Origin of the sequence: Acinetobacter sp. YH12227, from assembly GCF_013417785.1 — a bacterium.
Classification (GTDB): domain Bacteria; phylum Pseudomonadota; class Gammaproteobacteria; order Pseudomonadales; family Moraxellaceae; genus Acinetobacter; species Acinetobacter gandensis.
The window spans coordinates 1-16,008 of the sequence record NZ_VPDH01000075.1 but is presented as its reverse complement, the minus strand read 5'-3'; the positions used below and the strand labels follow the sequence as shown (position 1 = coordinate 16,008).

The 16,008-nt window shown below is 38.9% G+C and carries 12 protein-coding genes and 1 pseudogene; 8 read left to right on the top strand and 5 right to left on the bottom strand.

Annotated elements, in window-relative coordinates:
- Positions 1 to 166: 166 nt before the first annotated feature.
- Positions 167 to 2,224: a methionine--tRNA ligase gene (gene metG, locus FTV09_RS14390; protein ID WP_180058713.1), complete on the bottom strand. Its 2,058-nt coding sequence runs from the start codon at positions 2,222 to 2,224 to the stop codon at positions 167 to 169.
- Between the two features lie 173 nt (positions 2,225 to 2,397).
- Between metG and FTV09_RS14385 the strand changes: the two genes are divergently transcribed.
- Positions 2,398 to 3,195: a hypothetical protein gene (locus FTV09_RS14385; RefSeq protein WP_180058712.1), complete on the top strand. Its 798-nt coding sequence runs from the start codon at positions 2,398 to 2,400 to the stop codon at positions 3,193 to 3,195.
- Between the two features lie 278 nt (positions 3,196 to 3,473).
- Complete coding sequence (locus tag FTV09_RS14380; protein ID WP_067764599.1) at positions 3,474 to 3,872, top strand: hypothetical protein; 399 nt, start codon at positions 3,474 to 3,476, stop codon at positions 3,870 to 3,872.
- Positions 3,873 to 3,960: 88 nt separating this feature from the next.
- Here the strand turns inward: FTV09_RS14380 and FTV09_RS14375 are convergent, their stop codons facing one another.
- Positions 3,961 to 4,269 (bottom strand): hypothetical protein, encoded by a 309-nt coding sequence (locus FTV09_RS14375; protein ID WP_067764596.1) that lies wholly within the window; start codon positions 4,267 to 4,269, stop codon positions 3,961 to 3,963.
- A gap of 347 nt (positions 4,270 to 4,616) precedes the next feature.
- Between FTV09_RS14375 and apbC the strand changes: the two genes are divergently transcribed.
- Entirely contained in the window at positions 4,617 to 5,888 is a 1,272-nt protein-coding gene (gene apbC, locus FTV09_RS14370; protein WP_180058711.1) for an iron-sulfur cluster carrier protein ApbC, read from the top strand.
- Between the two features lie 501 nt (positions 5,889 to 6,389).
- Here apbC and FTV09_RS14365 read toward each other — a convergent pair.
- Genes FTV09_RS14365 through FTV09_RS14355 form a run of 3 tightly spaced genes read right to left on the bottom strand, consistent with a single transcriptional unit; the run spans position 6,390 to position 9,878 of the window.
- Positions 6,390 to 8,402, bottom strand: a complete 2,013-nt coding sequence (locus FTV09_RS14365; protein WP_067764590.1) for a TRAP transporter permease — start codon at positions 8,400 to 8,402, stop codon at positions 6,390 to 6,392.
- Positions 8,399 to 8,893 carry a DUF1850 domain-containing protein gene (locus FTV09_RS14360; protein WP_227591861.1) on the bottom strand — a complete coding sequence of 165 codons (495 nt, stop codon included), beginning with the start codon at positions 8,891 to 8,893 and terminating at the stop codon, positions 8,399 to 8,401. Before FTV09_RS14360 ends, FTV09_RS14365 begins: the two co-directional genes overlap by 4 nt.
- Positions 8,871 to 9,878 carry a TAXI family TRAP transporter solute-binding subunit gene (locus FTV09_RS14355; protein WP_067764588.1) on the bottom strand — a complete coding sequence of 336 codons (1,008 nt, stop codon included), beginning with the start codon at positions 9,876 to 9,878 and terminating at the stop codon, positions 8,871 to 8,873. The genes FTV09_RS14360 and FTV09_RS14355 overlap by 23 nt, the downstream gene beginning before the upstream one ends.
- Positions 9,879 to 10,314: 436 nt before the next feature.
- On the opposite strand from FTV09_RS14355, the gene FTV09_RS14350 reads away from it, so the two are divergent.
- The 5 genes and pseudogenes from FTV09_RS14350 to FTV09_RS14330 all read left to right on the top strand — a co-directional run.
- Positions 10,315 to 10,908, top strand: coding sequence for a LysE family translocator (locus tag FTV09_RS14350; protein WP_180058710.1), 594 nt, complete (start codon positions 10,315 to 10,317; stop codon positions 10,906 to 10,908).
- A gap of 112 nt (positions 10,909 to 11,020) precedes the next feature.
- The gene (gene dcd, locus FTV09_RS14345) at positions 11,021 to 11,590 is read left to right on the top strand and encodes a dCTP deaminase (RefSeq protein ID WP_005008040.1); all 570 of its coding nucleotides are present in this window, start codon (positions 11,021 to 11,023) and stop codon (positions 11,588 to 11,590) included.
- A gap of 247 nt (positions 11,591 to 11,837) precedes the next feature.
- On the top strand, positions 11,838 to 13,286 hold the full coding sequence (locus tag FTV09_RS14340) for a hypothetical protein (RefSeq protein WP_180058709.1): 1,449 nt from the start codon (positions 11,838 to 11,840) through the stop codon (positions 13,284 to 13,286).
- 9 nt (positions 13,287 to 13,295) lie between these two features.
- Positions 13,296 to 13,985 carry a hypothetical protein gene (locus FTV09_RS14335; protein ID WP_180058708.1) on the top strand — a complete coding sequence of 230 codons (690 nt, stop codon included), beginning with the start codon at positions 13,296 to 13,298 and terminating at the stop codon, positions 13,983 to 13,985.
- 23 nt (positions 13,986 to 14,008) lie between these two features.
- A pseudogene (locus FTV09_RS14330) lies at positions 14,009 to 15,880 on the top strand (DUF6160 family protein); the annotation flags it as partial.
- Between the last annotated feature and the right edge of the window lie 128 nt (positions 15,881 to 16,008).

Below are 16,008 nucleotides of genomic sequence, written 5' to 3'. Positions count from 1 at the left end.
AAAGTGAAGGTAGGGTTTGTTTTAATGTTAAATCTAGATTCTGAGATAAATTCATAAAAAAAGAGCGTATTTACATACGCTCTTTTTACAGCATTTTAACTTTTTTTGCTTAACTGACTGGCATTACCTACATTCGTAGAGGCTTTCTTTCATCTTAATCTAACAATTAAGACACTTTATCACCCGGTTTAGCACCAGTTTCAGGTGAAATCACCCAAACACCTTCGCCATTACCCGCAGCTAAAACCATACCGTTTGAAATACCAAAACGCATCTTACGTGGAGCAAGGTTAGCAACCATCACCACCAATTTGCCTTTTAAGTCTTCTGGTTGGTAAAACTCACGAATACCACTAAACACATTACGTGGCTCAGCTTCGCCTACATTTAAAGTCAATTGAAGAAGCTTGTCCGAACCTTCAACGTGAGCAGCCTCTAAAACTTCAGCGACACGAAGGTCAACTTTCATAAAGTCTTCGATGCCAATAATTTCAGCTTCACCGACTTTAGGTTCCGGCTTTTTCTCAGTCTTCTTCTCTTTTTTCTTCTCAGCTTTAGGTGCTTCAGTAGGCGCAGCTAAAGAATCTTTAGATGCATCGACCATTGCAGCCACAGCTTTCGGGTCAACACGTTGCATGAGTGGTTGGAACAATGCAATTTCATGACCCACAAGAATCATTTCACGAGAAGCAAAGTCAAACGCATCTAACTGTAAGAATGCTTGAACTTGATCTGCCAATGTTGGAAGTACAGGCGCAAGGTAAACGGCCAATTGACGGAACAAGTTAATGCCGACAGAACATACGTCATGAACTTGTTGTTCTTCGCCTTCAATTTTCGCAAGCGCCCAAGGCTTTTTCTCATCGATGTATTGGTTGGCTTTGTCTGCAAGTGCCATGATTTCACGAATTGCAGCAGAGAATTCACGCGCTTCATATTGCGCAGCGATAGATGCACCTGCATCAATAAAGCTTTGCACCAATTCAGGCTCTGCACATGTTGCAGAAAGTTTGTTATCAAACTTGGTGTTAATGAATTTCGCACAACGACTTGCGATGTTCACGACTTTACCAACAAGGTCGGAGTTTACTTTCTGAACGAAATCATCAAGGTTCAAGTCAGAATCTTCAACTTTGTCAGAAAGTTTAGACGCGAAGTAATAACGTAAATATTCAGGGTTTAAATGCTCTAAATATGTTTCCGCTTTAATGAACGTACCGCGAGATTTAGACATTTTTTGACCATTTACAGTCAAGAAACCATTTACGAATAAGCTTGTTGGGGTGCGGTAGTTTGCACCTTCAAGCATTGCAGGCCAGAACAATGCGTGGAAGTAAACGATGTCTTTACCAATGAAGTGATACACCTCATTTTTAGAATCTTTTTTCCAGTAATCGTCAAAGCTTAAATCAGGACGTTTGGTTTTGATGTAATTTTCAAAGCTAGACATATAGCCAATTGGCGCATCTACCCAAACGTAGAAGTATTTGTTTGGCGCATCAGGAATTTCAAAACCGAAGTAAGGTGCGTCACGAGAAATATCCCAATCTGACAAGCCTGCTTCAAACCATTCATCTAACTTGTTGGCAATCGACACAGGCAAACGACCTTCGTCACGTGTCCATTTTTGTAAGTATTCACCAAAGTTAGGCAATTTGAAGAAGTAGTGATCTGAAGATTTTTCAACAGGTGCAGCACCGCTCAATGTCGATTTAGGGTTCAGCAGTTCAGTGGCGTTATAAGTTGTACCGCATACTTCGCAAGAGTCGCCGTACTGGTCTTCCGCTTTACATTTCGGACATGTGCCTTTAATGAAACGGTCAGACAGGAACATGCCTTTTTCAGGGTCGAACAGCTGTGTTACAGGACGTACTGCAATATTGCCGCCATCACGGTTTTTCAGATAGATCTCTGAAGCACGTGCTTGGTTTTCAGCACTATTCGTTGAGTCGTAGTGGTCAAAGTCCACTTTAAAGCCAGCAAAATCACGCTCATGTTCTTTTTGAACATTGGCAATTTGCTGTTCAGGTGAAATGCCGTTGGCTTCAGCGCGCAGCATAATCGCTGTGCCGTGAGCATCATCCGCACATACATAAGTCACGTTATGACCCATTGCACGCATAGCACGAACCCAGATATCAGCCTGGATGTAACCAAGTAAGTGACCCATATGGATCGGGCCATTGGCGTATGGTAGGGCGTTAGTGACTAAAATATTACGCACGGATATAACTCTCTCATTCGTATGTATGCAATGGGCTGTAATTTTACATGAGATAGCCAGTACTTGCACAAGGGAATCAGTGAAATCTTCTGAAAACTAAATATTTCTATATTGCAGCGCTAATTACAGTGATAATACGGCATATCTGTGATGCCTTTAAGAGTGACAAGCCCATGTACGATGACGATTATGATGACGACCAGCCTGTGACCCGTATTCCGCAAAATCAACAGCGTAATAAACAACTCGGTCAGCACATTGTCAAAGAAGCACAACAATACCTTGAGCAGATTTCGGCAGATGAACATGCATTACTGATTCAGACTTTACGTGATTTGGCTACAACTGAACCTTACTTCGATGTATTGGCCGATGAGCTTGATAAACCTGTAGAAATGAAAGTGGCAAATGACGCCTTAAACTTGTTGTACTTTTGGCAATTGCTGCATCAACATGAAGATCAAAAACAGTTCCATTTACTCGATGCGATTAACACCGAGTTTTTTCAGACAGAAATGTTGAAAGCCTTTGATGCCTTAGAGATTGGTGAAAATAAAGCGCAACGTCGTTTGGTTCTACTTGAAGCTTTTAAACTGTATAAGCTGAATTTCCATGCCGGTTGTATCCCTGTCTTGTATGCACAGTTAGAAGGCATTTTAACGGATGTACTGATTCAAACGGGCTTTTTAAAGCAGAGCGGTACCAAGTTTGTCGATGTATATAAAATCGTACCCGGTCTAAAAGGCAGTGAAATTAAGAGTCTTTGGCATAAAGCAAAAATTGCCAATGAACTGAATCATTATTTTGCTGAATTGGCTGCTTATCAAATGGATAGCAGTTCAACAGTTGCGATGACGCGCCATAATATTTTACATGGAACAGAGCTTACCCATTTCAATCAAGGTCGTAGCTTTGTACTCTTTATTTGGTTATTTGCAGCGGTCAGTTTTATGAGCACAGTCAGCAAATAATCTTTTTATGCAGCGGTAAAGTGCATCATTAGGGGCTTTACCGTTATGCGTTTTGCTTAATTTATATTGATGAATATCAATACAATAAAAGTAGCCTTTATATTTTTCAATGATTTAATACATTTAAACTCGGATCAATTTTAACTCCTAACCTTATGCCAAAAAGCGTAAATGCAACGTCATGTAGCTCAATTGTTTCTAAATGCATATTTTTAAGGTCATCCCGTCAAAGCACGTTATAACTATTGTTAGACAATAACAGAGAAGAGGCGAGAACGATGACAACTGAAAATAAAATTGATCAATTGAAAGATAAAGCGTCAGAGTTGGGTGATGATCTAAAGCTCAAAGCCAAAGAAGCTCAGCTTGAAGGTGAAAAAGCCCTCGATGGTGCAAAGCATAAAGCTGAAGAGTTAAAACTCGAAGGAGAAAGAGCTTTAAATGATGCTAAGCATGAACATGCTGAACAAAGTAATGAGGCTAAAGATAAATTTGAGCATCTCAAAACTGAAGCCAGTCACAAATTAGATGAAGCCAAAGTCAAAGCGGCAGAACTTAAACATGACGCAGTAGAGAAATTTGACGAACTTAAAGTGCAAGCAAGTGAAAAATTTGATGAACTGAAAAAGAAAGCCACTGATACCTTTAATAAGTTTAAAAAAGATGATCAGGCTTAATTCGTAACTAAAAATTACTTTGATCAACCTTAAAAAAACCGTTCCATTGGAACGGTTTTTTTACTTGTAAAACGTGTATCTCAAATGATTATTGACGGAGACCATCGAGGTTCTCAGTTTTAATTTCATGCACGTGATCATTTACTATGGTAATCACATATCGCATATTGGCAATTTCATACGTGTAATCCACTGCTAATGTCGTCGGCTGACCTTTAATTTGGAGAGGATGAGATTCCATCTTGATTGGTGATGCCTGCATGCGTGTACGCATATCCTCAAGTCGATCGCCAATTGCTACAGTTTGACGATCTGGTGTTTGAATAGCTTCGGTCGATACTGCGGCCTGTAATGTTGTGGCAAAGAACATCAAGACTAATAAAGTTTTTTTAAACATCTTCTTCCCCCAGCTTAAACTTATAAAATGAAGCACCACATGATGATTTTCACATCAAATGGATTATTATCTTTTGAATATGCTGAAATATAAGCTGAATTCATTTGGGAAATGTAGGGTTGAAATGTAAACAGTTTAGGATTTAATACGCTAGATTGAATGGCGTGAATCTCTTCAAGGATCAGTTATATATTGCGCATTTTTAGAAACTTGCTGAAAAGTTGACTAAATTACTCAACTTTATAAGCTTATAGGGATAAGTCATTCATCTCCCTCTTACTCTCGCTCCCGCGAACAGGTAAACTATCAATATTATTTTTCTGATGTTCCTGTTTGGAGACAAAGCAATGTCGTGGCTTTCTTCCCTAAAATCTGTGTTTTCACCGTCACAAGAGGTGAAAGAGGAGGAAATCCAACAGGTTTTACAAAATTATATCTTGCCGAATTCTAGCAATGCATTGAAGGATCGTATTACACAGGTCAATGTGCAAGGGCAGATACTTCAAATCACCATAAATACAATGCCTTCCGAGGCGGATGATCTACAAAAAATCCATGATGATTTGGCAGATGCGTTGGAAAAATGCGGCATTAACGAGCTGAATATGCATGTGATTCAACAAAAAACAGGGCATAAATCTGAAGGTGGTTGTGGTCATCATCATGCAGAAGGCGAAATTTGTTCTAGCCAAGAAAAAGCTGAAAGTTCAGCTGCAAAAAGTCAGTTACCTCCAGTTGTGGATGCGTCTGCGAAAACACCTGAAGCACCTGCCGAAGTTGATCCGAATAATCCACCGATTCAAAAAGCGGCTCCACAACAGCGTGATGTACCGAAACATCCACGCATTAAAAATGTCATTTTGGTGTCATCTGGTAAAGGTGGTGTGGGTAAATCGACCACCACTGTGAATTTGGCGCTCGCATTACAACAGCTGGGTTTAAAGGTTGGGGTATTAGATGCAGACATCTATGGTCCAAGTATTCCAACGATGCTCGGCAATGCAGGCCGCACGCCGATGATTGAAGCTGAGCAATTTGTTCCTATTGAAGCATATGGTATGGCTGTGCTTTCAATTGGTCACTTAACTGGGGATAACAATACGCCAGTGGCTTGGCGTGGGCCGAAAGCGACAGGGGCGTTAATGCAGCTCTTTAACCAAACGTTGTGGCCTGATCTGGATGTATTGGTCATTGATATGCCGCCAGGCACAGGTGATATTCAGTTGACGCTTGCACAGCGTATACCAGTGACAGGTGCTGTGATTGTGACGACACCACAGAACGTTGCATTAATGGATGCGACCAAAGGCATTGAGTTGTTTAACCGTGTACACATCCCAGTGATGGGTGTGGTTGAAAATATGTCGACCCATATTTGTTCGAACTGTGGGCATGAAGAGCAAATCTTTGGTACAGGTGGTGGCGACCAACTTTCAGCCCAATACGACATTCCGCTCTTAGGTCGTTTACCGCTGAATGTACAAATTCGTGAAAATGCCGATGCAGGGAAACCATCTGTGATAGCAGGTGATGCTGCTGCTGAAAGCTACATGGCGATTGCACAAAAAGTTGCAGATGCATTACCTCAGGCTGAAAAAGATAAAAACCGTATTTTCTAAGGGTGAACTGAAATTTAAGTTGATCGTATTAAAATCTGGCCTCGTGCCAGATTTTTTATAACGTGGTATTGGGAGTGTTTGAAAATTATGAGTACTGAACTTTAGACATTCAACGATGTCTATGAATTACACATCTAAAAAACGATTTGCACAATTTCTTATTTTTCCTGCGATTATAAGCCGTATGCCAAGGATAAAATTCTTGAGGCATATCAAAGGATGTCGCGTTTGTACTTAGTTTTTACAAAATAGCTTTCACGATATTTCTATTATTTTGGCTAGGATCAATTCTTTGAACGGCAGTAACTGTACAAACGCATTGTGTCTTAGATTTTTTGCCAAATGTCCTCTGTTACAAGGGGCTTAGCATTGAAAAAATATAGAGGAACAAATAATTTTAAATATTATTTGAAGTCATTAAAACCCACCCATCAAATGAGGGTACGCCTTAGTCTAAGAAATTAAAAAGCCCGGTAATTACCGGGCTTTTTAATTGGTTTTTTAGGAGGAAAGAGACGGGTTTGCTTTACGTTTAGCAGTGATAATATTCACCGTAATTGCGATGATGACCATGATAATGCCTACAATATCTGTAATGGTTTCTGGAATAATCATACACAGCGCACCCACACCTAAAAAAATACGCCAGAACCAGTTGAGATAAGTCTTGAAATAACCTTCAACTGCGGAGCCTAAAGCGAGAATTCCTATCACTGAAGTGACAGTAATACTCACTATAGTTGTCCATGCAGGAAAGGCAAATTCTCGAGCATTGACTGCAACATTGGTGGTATCAATCATCAGCATGGCAGGGTTATAAACGAATAAAAATGGAACAATAAAACCAGCAAGAGATAGTTTTAAGGCCTGAAACCCAGTGCGCATTGGATCACCGCCTGCAATTCCTGCGCCCGCAAAGGCGGCAAGGGCAACTGGTGGGGTGATGTTTGCAAATAAACCAAAATAGAACACAAACATATGCGCGACTAATACAGGGATATCAAAGTTTGCGAGTGCTGGTGCTGCCATGGTGGCAGTAATGATATAGGCCGGAATAGATGGAAGCCCCATGCCTAAAATCATCGATGCAATCATGGTTAAAAATAAAGTGAGAAAGAGACTACCTGCACCTAAACTCATAATTGAAGAAGTCATTACTGAACCAAAACTTGTCAGACTTACTACACCGATAATAATACCAACGACAGCACAAGCAGCCATCACAGATAATGATTGTTTGGCTCCATCAACGAGCGCATCTAAAATATCTTTTACACCCATTCGTGTTGATTTTCTTAAAGCTGCTACAAAGATGGTCAGGACGATGGTGTAGACAGCAGCATAGCTCACAGGAATATTTTGAAATAAGAAAAAGACCAGTGCCAAAATTGGAATAAGTAAATGTCCACGCTCTTTTAGAACTTCTTTTACTTTAGGTAAATCAGCTTTAGGTACGCCTTTCAGATCATCTTTACCCGCACGGAAATGAACTTGAGCCATGACGCCAAGGTAATACAATAAGGCAGGTAATAATGCGGCTAGTGCAATCGTGCCATAACTCACGCCAGTTGTTTCGGCCATAATGAAGGCACTCGCACCCATGACTGGCGGCAAAATTTGTCCACCGACGGATGCACTGGCTTCAACGGCACCAGCAAAATTCTTGTGATAACCAATTTTTTTCATCAATGGAATGGTAAATGAGCCTGTGCCAACAACATTGGCAACAGCAGTTCCATTAATACTGCCCATAAATCCACTTGAAATTACAGCAACTTTGGCAGGACCACCTTGTTTATGACCCGCCAATGCCATGGCAAGATCATTGAACAATTTCCCCATACCTGATTTTGCAAGAAAAGCACCAAAAAGGATAAATAAGAAAATAAAAGTGACGGATGCACCAATTGCCGAAGAATATAAGCCTTCGGTTTTTAAATACATATGTCCGAAAATGTCGCTGATGGTATAAGGGCGAGTAATTAATCGATCTGGCAACCAATCAAAGTGACTGATAAATGTATAGGTCAGGAAAATTAAACTTAAAATGGGCAGCATCCACCCCATGACCCGGCGAGTTGCTTCTATGACTAATACCACACTCATAATTGCAAACGCGATATCTAAGGTATTTGGAATACCACCTCGAGTGGTCATAATAGATTGATATTCTTTCCATAAATATAAAAAACTGAAGATGGAAAGCAAAGCCAAGAACCAATCGAGAAGTGAAATATGCTGCCGGGAGCTTGCTTGACGAGCTGGATAGAGTAAGAAAATGAGTGCTAGGCCAATAGCGACATGGGCTGCACGCTGTATTAACTCAGGTAAAGGATTAAACGTAATAAATAAATGAAATAATGAATAAAAGATCGCTACAAATGCAACAAAGTAGGTAACAGATTTGCTCATATTGATTCGAGTAACAGATTCCCGATCAAATTTTTCTAATATGGCTTGTTGTTGTTTCTCATCGAGTTGTTCTAATACAACTTTATCTTCTTTGGAATTCATAGGCATTCTCCAATCCACCAAGACTTCCATTTGGGTTGATATTGAACCGAGATGTTGACCAAACTATAGTCTGGGTAACTTTGAAAAATAGACCAAATTTTTTGGTCAGCGAGGATCGTGCCTTGCATATTTCTAGAAATCACCCAGTTGATTTCATCTATATTTTGATTGACCCGCATTCTAATCACACCATTTTTTTGAAACTCAATGGGATAATTTGAGGGTGTACCTGCACCAAATGAAATCAAATCGGTGTGGCGCAGTAAAAACTTATTCTTTTGACGCTGATATTGTTCAGACCAAGCCGTCTTTTCTACTGAATGCTTCCACTGTAAATCAAATTGATCAGTTGAAATTTTGCATATATCAGTTTCAACTCTAACCTGCGTATACAGTGTTGGATAGCTAGCATAGATTAAGAAGAACAATATAAAAAATGCAGTATAAACTGCATTTTTTTGAAGCTTATTATTTTTTAGCCACTTCATCATAGTAGCGTTTCGCGCCTGGATGTAGAGGCGCTACAAGGCCTTGTTGAGCACCTTCAAGCGTGATTTCTGTTGCTGCTTGGTGTGAAGTTGCCAATTGAGGCAAACTGTCAAAGAAAGTTTTTGTTAGTTTGTAGACATCATCATCCGATATATCTGTGCGAACAACTAATGCATTTTTAATTGCGGCAGTTTGAATGTCCGCAGTATTGCCATATGTGCCTTTTGGAATAATCATCGGTAAGAAATAACTTTGATCTTTAGCTATTTCTTTGACTTTATCTGCATTGATTGAAACTAACTGTAGATCAAAGCTTTGTTGAAGTTCCATGAGTGATGAATTTGGAATGCCACTAGTCAGGAATGCTGCATCAAGCTTGCCACCTTTTAAAGCATCAGCGGCTTCAGCATAGCCTAAATAATCAACTTTAATATCTTTATAGGTGATTCCAAAACCATTCAACAGTGTGCGTGCATTTACTTCTACACCTGAATTTTGTGCACCCACAGCGATACGTTTACCTTTCAAATCTTCGATATTTTTGATCCCTGATTTTTTAGAGGTTACGATTTGTACGTAGTTTGGATAAAGCGCTGCGACTTGGCTGACATTCTCAACTTTACCATTTGCGAAACTTCCTGCTCCGTTCAGTGCTTCTGTTAAGCTGTCACTCATAACAAATGCCATTTCAACTTTATTCTGTTTGAGAAGGTTTAAGTTTTCGACTGATGCACCTGTAGTCTGAGTCTTAGAATTTACACCAAAAGTTTTGTTATAAATTTCTGCAAGACTCGTCCCAATCACATTGTAAGGTCCTGATGCTCCGCCAGTTGCAATGGTTACGAACTTGGTTTGAAGTTTGTCAGATGTAGCAGTTTCTGCGCTTTTTCCTTCCGTGGTATTTTTTGAAGTAGATTGATCATTTGAGCAAGCAGTAATACACGCCAAAGTAACCGAGAGTAACGTGAGTTTTGTCCATTGGTTCATAGAAACGTCCTTTTACACATAAATTTTGAATATTGATTTGATGAGTTTTAATTTTAATTTCCACTACTCAATTGAACATAACTTAATCAATTATTTTTGAAAAGTATTTTTTTTTGATTTTTTAGTCTCCAATAAATAATGGTTATGCGTAAGAATGGCATGGAGCTATATCGTTTATTTTAATAATATTTTGTTACGTGTAAAAACTGTAGGGTATACATGGAATCATGTGAAATTTCTTTTATAAATATAAGTTCAAGATATTTCTTTGAATTGTAAGGTGCTCTGAATGACTGTTCAGCTAAGGTTTTGTTTTTCTATTTAAGTTACTGAATTTATAATTAAATAAGGAGTTTTTTATAAGCATTTCTATTTTTTATTTTGCTAATACGAAACAACTGAATTAATCTTCGCGGATTAAGTTTGAGGTCAAAGTATGATTTCATGGTTTTTTATTGGTCTAGTTATCAGTATTTTGTTAACGCCAGGACCAACCAATACCTTACTCGTATCTTCGGGTATTCAAGTTGGGCTACGTAAATCATTCCGACTCATTCCAGCGGAAGCCTTTGGTTATCTTATTTCGATTAGCCTATGGGGTTTTCTCATTGGTAAAATTTCCGTACATCTGCCTTTACTGCCGACCATTTTAAAACTGTTTAGTGCTGGCTATATTCTATTTTTGGCTATGCGATTATGGCGTACAGCAACTGTTGCTGAAAATTTTAATCAAAAGGGCATTCGTGCACGCGAACTCTTTGTTGCGACGTTATTAAATCCTAAAGCACTATTATTTGCATCTGCGATTTTTCCTGCATTGGCTTGGCAAAATGCGCAGTATTATGTAGCTCACATGCTGATCTTTTTGTTGTTGATCGTTCCTATTGCATTTTTTTGGACCTTCCTTGGTTCCGTTTTGGCATCGAATAAAATTAGTTGGCTCAATCAAGCCAATTTACAACGAACAGCATCGCTAGTCTTGGTTAGTTTTTCGATACCACTGAGTTATTCTGCGATTTTAAAACTCTAAATTGATTTGAAAATGACTAAATCCGCTTAGTTCGGCAAAGCTTATTTTCATTAACTGTGATTTCAGTTAAAGTACCACGCAATAATTGATTTAAGTTTTTGGATTGAAATAAATGGCTATTAAGTCTGATCGTTGGATTCGCGAAATGAGCGAAAAACACGGCATGATTGAACCGTATGCAGAAAACCAAGTCCGTTATGATGAAAATGGCGAAAAGCTTATTTCATATGGCGTATCGAGCTATGGTTATGATGTTCGTTGTGCACGTGAGTTTAAAGTATTCACCAATGTTCATTCAGCGATTGTTGATCCTAAAAACTTTGATGATAAAAGTTTTATTGATATTGAATCTGACGTTTGTATCATTCCACCGAACTCCTTTGCTTTAGCGCGCACAGTTGAATACTTCCGTATTCCACGTAATGTTTTAACAGTATGTTTGGGTAAATCGACTTACGCACGTTGCGGTATCATTGTAAACGTAACGCCTCTTGAGCCTGAGTGGGAAGGTCACGTGACCCTCGAATTCTCAAATACAACCAACTTGCCTGCGCGTATTTATGCGGGTGAAGGTGTGGCTCAGATGCTATTTTTTGAATCTGATGAAGTATGTGAAACATCGTATAAAGACCGTGGTGGTAAGTACCAAGGTCAAACAGGCGTAACATTGCCGAAAGCATAAATTTTGATTTTATGTTGAAAAAAGCGAGCTTCATTGGCTCGCTTTTTTTATGTGGGTCATTCATCGGAAATTGAACCGTTCAGGCGGGATTTTTTTGCAATTGAGTAATTATTCAGCATAATAAAAAGTTAAGTGACTGGTATATCACATACATCCGTTTAAGGAATAAATGGAACCAAAAATTAAAGCCAGTTCTAAGGAATAAATATAAGAGAGATGCCGAGCATCTGATAAAAGGAAGGTCGCGATGACTCAATTTAACCATGCTAAGCTTTTCCGCCAGAGCTGTTTAGCTGCTGCTGTCAGCATGTTTGCTGTTCAATCTATCTTTGCTCTTGAAAACTTATCTGATGCGTCACTTGCCGAAACCACGGGCGAGGGTATTGCTCTTTTACCTGAAAATTTCAAAATGGTCTTTCAGGGGCCAAATGATGTTTCTGCATCGTCTAGTTACAATAAAGCAGGCTTAGTTGATCCATCCAAATATGATACTGGCTTTATACGTATTATCCCTGTTGGTGAAGACTATACTAAGTATGCAACTTCAACTGAAGATTTGACCAAGAAAAGAACCAAGGCAGACATTTTTATATACGGCTTAGCATTATCTGAGTCCGATGCAAATATTAATAGTCGTTTTAGCAACAAAGGCTTTACTTGGGGTAGCGAGGCAAACCCTTGGCTATTCCGTGCGGGTACTGCCAATTCAATTAAACAGTTTCAAGCTTCGAATGCCAATAGCGATATTAGTTACTTAGGCATTGAAGCACCCCTTGCACGCGTTGATGCAAGTGAAGTAGATAATAATATTAAGCTAGGGCTATGGTTAGATGCATTTTCTCGTAGTTGGAACTCAAGTAATAAAGTTGACCCAATAACAGGTGCACCGGTCACAGCAAATGCTGCCAATGATACAGATTTACTTAAAGATCAACGTATTCGTTTGCAGCTTGTCGCTAATGGTTTGAGTTTAAATGGTTCGCAAGTTCGTTTGTTCCAGACACAAGCATCTAATGTCGCACAACAAAACAAAACTTTAGGTATGGCAACCTTACTACGATTAAATACTAATGACGATCCTTCTAAATTGGTTTATGCCAATACCACTACAAATAAAGATTTATTAAATGCAAAAGCCTTACGTATAGGTACGCAAGCCACAAATGATGGAACTGCAGTGACGCCTGCATTAGACCGTTCATTTGCTCCAATTTTTGATGCAAACGAGGGTTTGTATCTCTATAGCCCTAACATCAATTTAGTACTGGGAAATATGTACCAGCCTTTTATTTTAGGCTCTGAAGGTAAAAACATTATTCTAGAAGTTACACGTATACCGAACGTACCTGAGATTTATAAGCAGATATATACCTATTATGCAGATGTCGAAAAAGGCACCAATACAGAATATAAAGGCTCGACATGTAATGTCGCATCATGTGGCACCAATATTGTGACTACGGGTACAGGCTCTTCTATTGTGAATTACCAAGGAACAAATGCAACGCACAGCAGTATCTCAATTGGCAGTGTGACAAGAGATCCGGTAACTAATTACTTGAAAGCGAATACGGCCCTAGAGTCGACAGGTGTAGTTTTTAGGGGTTCAGGTACTGCAGCGCCAGTGAATTTAGGTTCGGCAGTTATTGATGGCGTCTTGATTCAACATTTAAAAATTAAAACAACAGGCCTATAGGATACGACTATGAGAAAAAAAACCTTAATGCCGTTCTTAATGGTTGCATCTTTTTCGGCGAATGCGGGCCTAGTTGGATTAGATAATACAGAGCTTGTCGATGTAGTAGGCCAAGGCGGTGCGGATTTAAGCTGGACTTTATCTTTAAACCATCAATATGCAAACGATTTATCTTTAAAAAATATTTCTAAAACGAATGGTGTCGATCCTACTACAGGGCGTGCCATTGTGACTGAAGCCTATTACCAAATGCGTGCAGATAAAGATTGCGCACTACTAGAGTTATGTCGTTTAGCAATTTCTCCAAATAATCATAAAGACAATAATGGCCAACAAAAATGGCTGGTATTTAAACAATTACAAGGTACGTTGCAAATTGATAAATTTTCTTTAGAAGGGACGACCATTATCAATCGTGACGGAAATCGTCAAACGGCGATGTTACTTAAGTTTTATGACGATAAGCCGCTTAAAATCCGTAATCTTGGCTTTGCAAGTTTATCGGTTGAGTCTGGGGACACGGGTTATTTCAATAAAACAACATATGATACTTATGCAACTGGAAAGACAGTACCCACATTTGATAAGGGACAAGAACAAGGTTTTATGGGAGTAAATGTGCATGGCAACTTGCACATGGACGGTAACCTTAAAATTTTTAGTTATAACTGTTCTGGTGCGACTACAAGCCGTTGCTAAGTTAATTTCAAAGGGATATTGAAATGAAAAAAATCATAAAACTTAATTTATTAACGCTTTGTATCTTTGCCGCGAATCAATCATACGCATTACAAGTAATGAGTGATCAGACATTAAGTGATGTTACGGGGCAAGATGGCATTTCCATCACGCATGAAGTTTCACGTGTAGAAATAGCACAGGCAAATTGGATTGATCCTGCTGAAGCTGGCCAGAACCCAATTAAATTAGGTTTGCATGATCTCAAGATTGAGTCAGCACAAGGCAATACCAATATAAAAAGTAAGTTGGATTTTGATGTTGGTACGACGCAACTTGCCAATGGCTCAAAAGGTGTTGGGATTCAGTTAAAAGCCAGTATTTCTCCTTTTACAGCAACAGCGGCAAAAATTATGCTGATTTGTGATCCTAATTGCGCTGTGGGGGAAACAAACCAAAATTTAGGTAGTTTTAAACTGTCGACCATTAGTCCTTTAGAAGTGTATTTGGCCACAACCAATGGTTTATTTAATCGTAATTCTATTGCACATTTAGACTTTAAATTACAAAATGCAAGTGTTAGTTATGGCCAAAATGGTCAGAACTTAACTTTAAAAGATTTTAACTTTAATCTTTCTGCCGATGGTTATATGTACATCGATCCTGTTGAGGGAATTGTTCTTACAACGAAAGGAGCAGATGGCGATCACATTGTTAACTTAGGTCGAGTTGAAGATAAAACAGATGTTCATACATCTCGTGGTAACACTGCAACAAATCCTGGGGTGAATATTGATTTGCGCTATGGTGCAGAAAATTCAACTCAACGTAATTTAATTCGTATGGGCGCTTCAGGCGCGCTAACCAACGGAAAAATCAGTTTTAATGCAGATCAAACAGGTATAGCAAAGTTTAATACTGTAAATCGAAGTAATAATAATACCCTTGAGAAAGAAACCATTGCGACCAATGGTTATGGATTTAAAAACACGGGCGGTTTGCATTTAAATGTATCTGCTGATTTTACACGGGCAGGAAACAGTTTACTTGCAGGTAATGCACCAACGACCTTTGAGCTTGGACATACAGGTACAGGAAGTTACGCGATTGAGTTTTCAAATTTAACACCATTAAATATTCGTACTTCAACAGATCCAAATGCATCAATTACCAATCAAAATGCCTATATTGATTTTGGTCAAATTTACATTAATAACATCCGAAGTAACTCATTAGGCTTTGTTATAAATGATCAAATCAAAAATATATTGGGTGCGACGGTCTATGAGCAAGTTTATAATCCATCGCCGACTACAAATGCATCAAATATGGCATTAGTTGCTGTTCGTGGAATGGATTTTCAGGCGATTGCACGTAAAGCACGCTTTATTTCTGACAATTCTATCGCGGCACAGAGCACAAATACCGGTACTTGGGGACTGGGTATTCCAATTTATAACTTAAACGCAAATGTCGCATTATTTTCAAAAAAATACACAGATTCTAAAGGTGTATCAAAAGATGGTTTAGGTTACAACATTGCCGCATCGACTGAAGGGTATGGTGAGGACAGTGCAGGTAATCCAAAAACAACATCAATTATCGTTATTGATGGGGCAACAGGTAAACAAGGCGAAGAAGTTAACTATTATGCCGGCTTAAGAAACATTGACTCATATATTAAAGCTGATGGTGTTATTGGTTTTAATGAAAATGAGATTTATGTGAAAGCTGATCACCTCTTAGTAGCTGCAAAAGCAGAAGTTGCGATTGGTCAACTTCCCGGCTCACTTTATAACTGTACAGCAGCTGAAACGACATGTGCCAAGCAAGTAGTTCCAATTAATAACTTTGCCAAAAAGGATGATGTACTCACTACAATTGCATTTATGTTAGATGGCAAAGGAGAACTCTTTGAGAGGTGGTCCCACTTGTTTGAACAACTAAAAGCTTATTTATAAGTGATATTCTGCTCTAGTTAAGCTACCTTATTTTGTTGTGGTAGCTGGTCATAGTAAAACTCATCTGGAGTCATTTTGTCCAG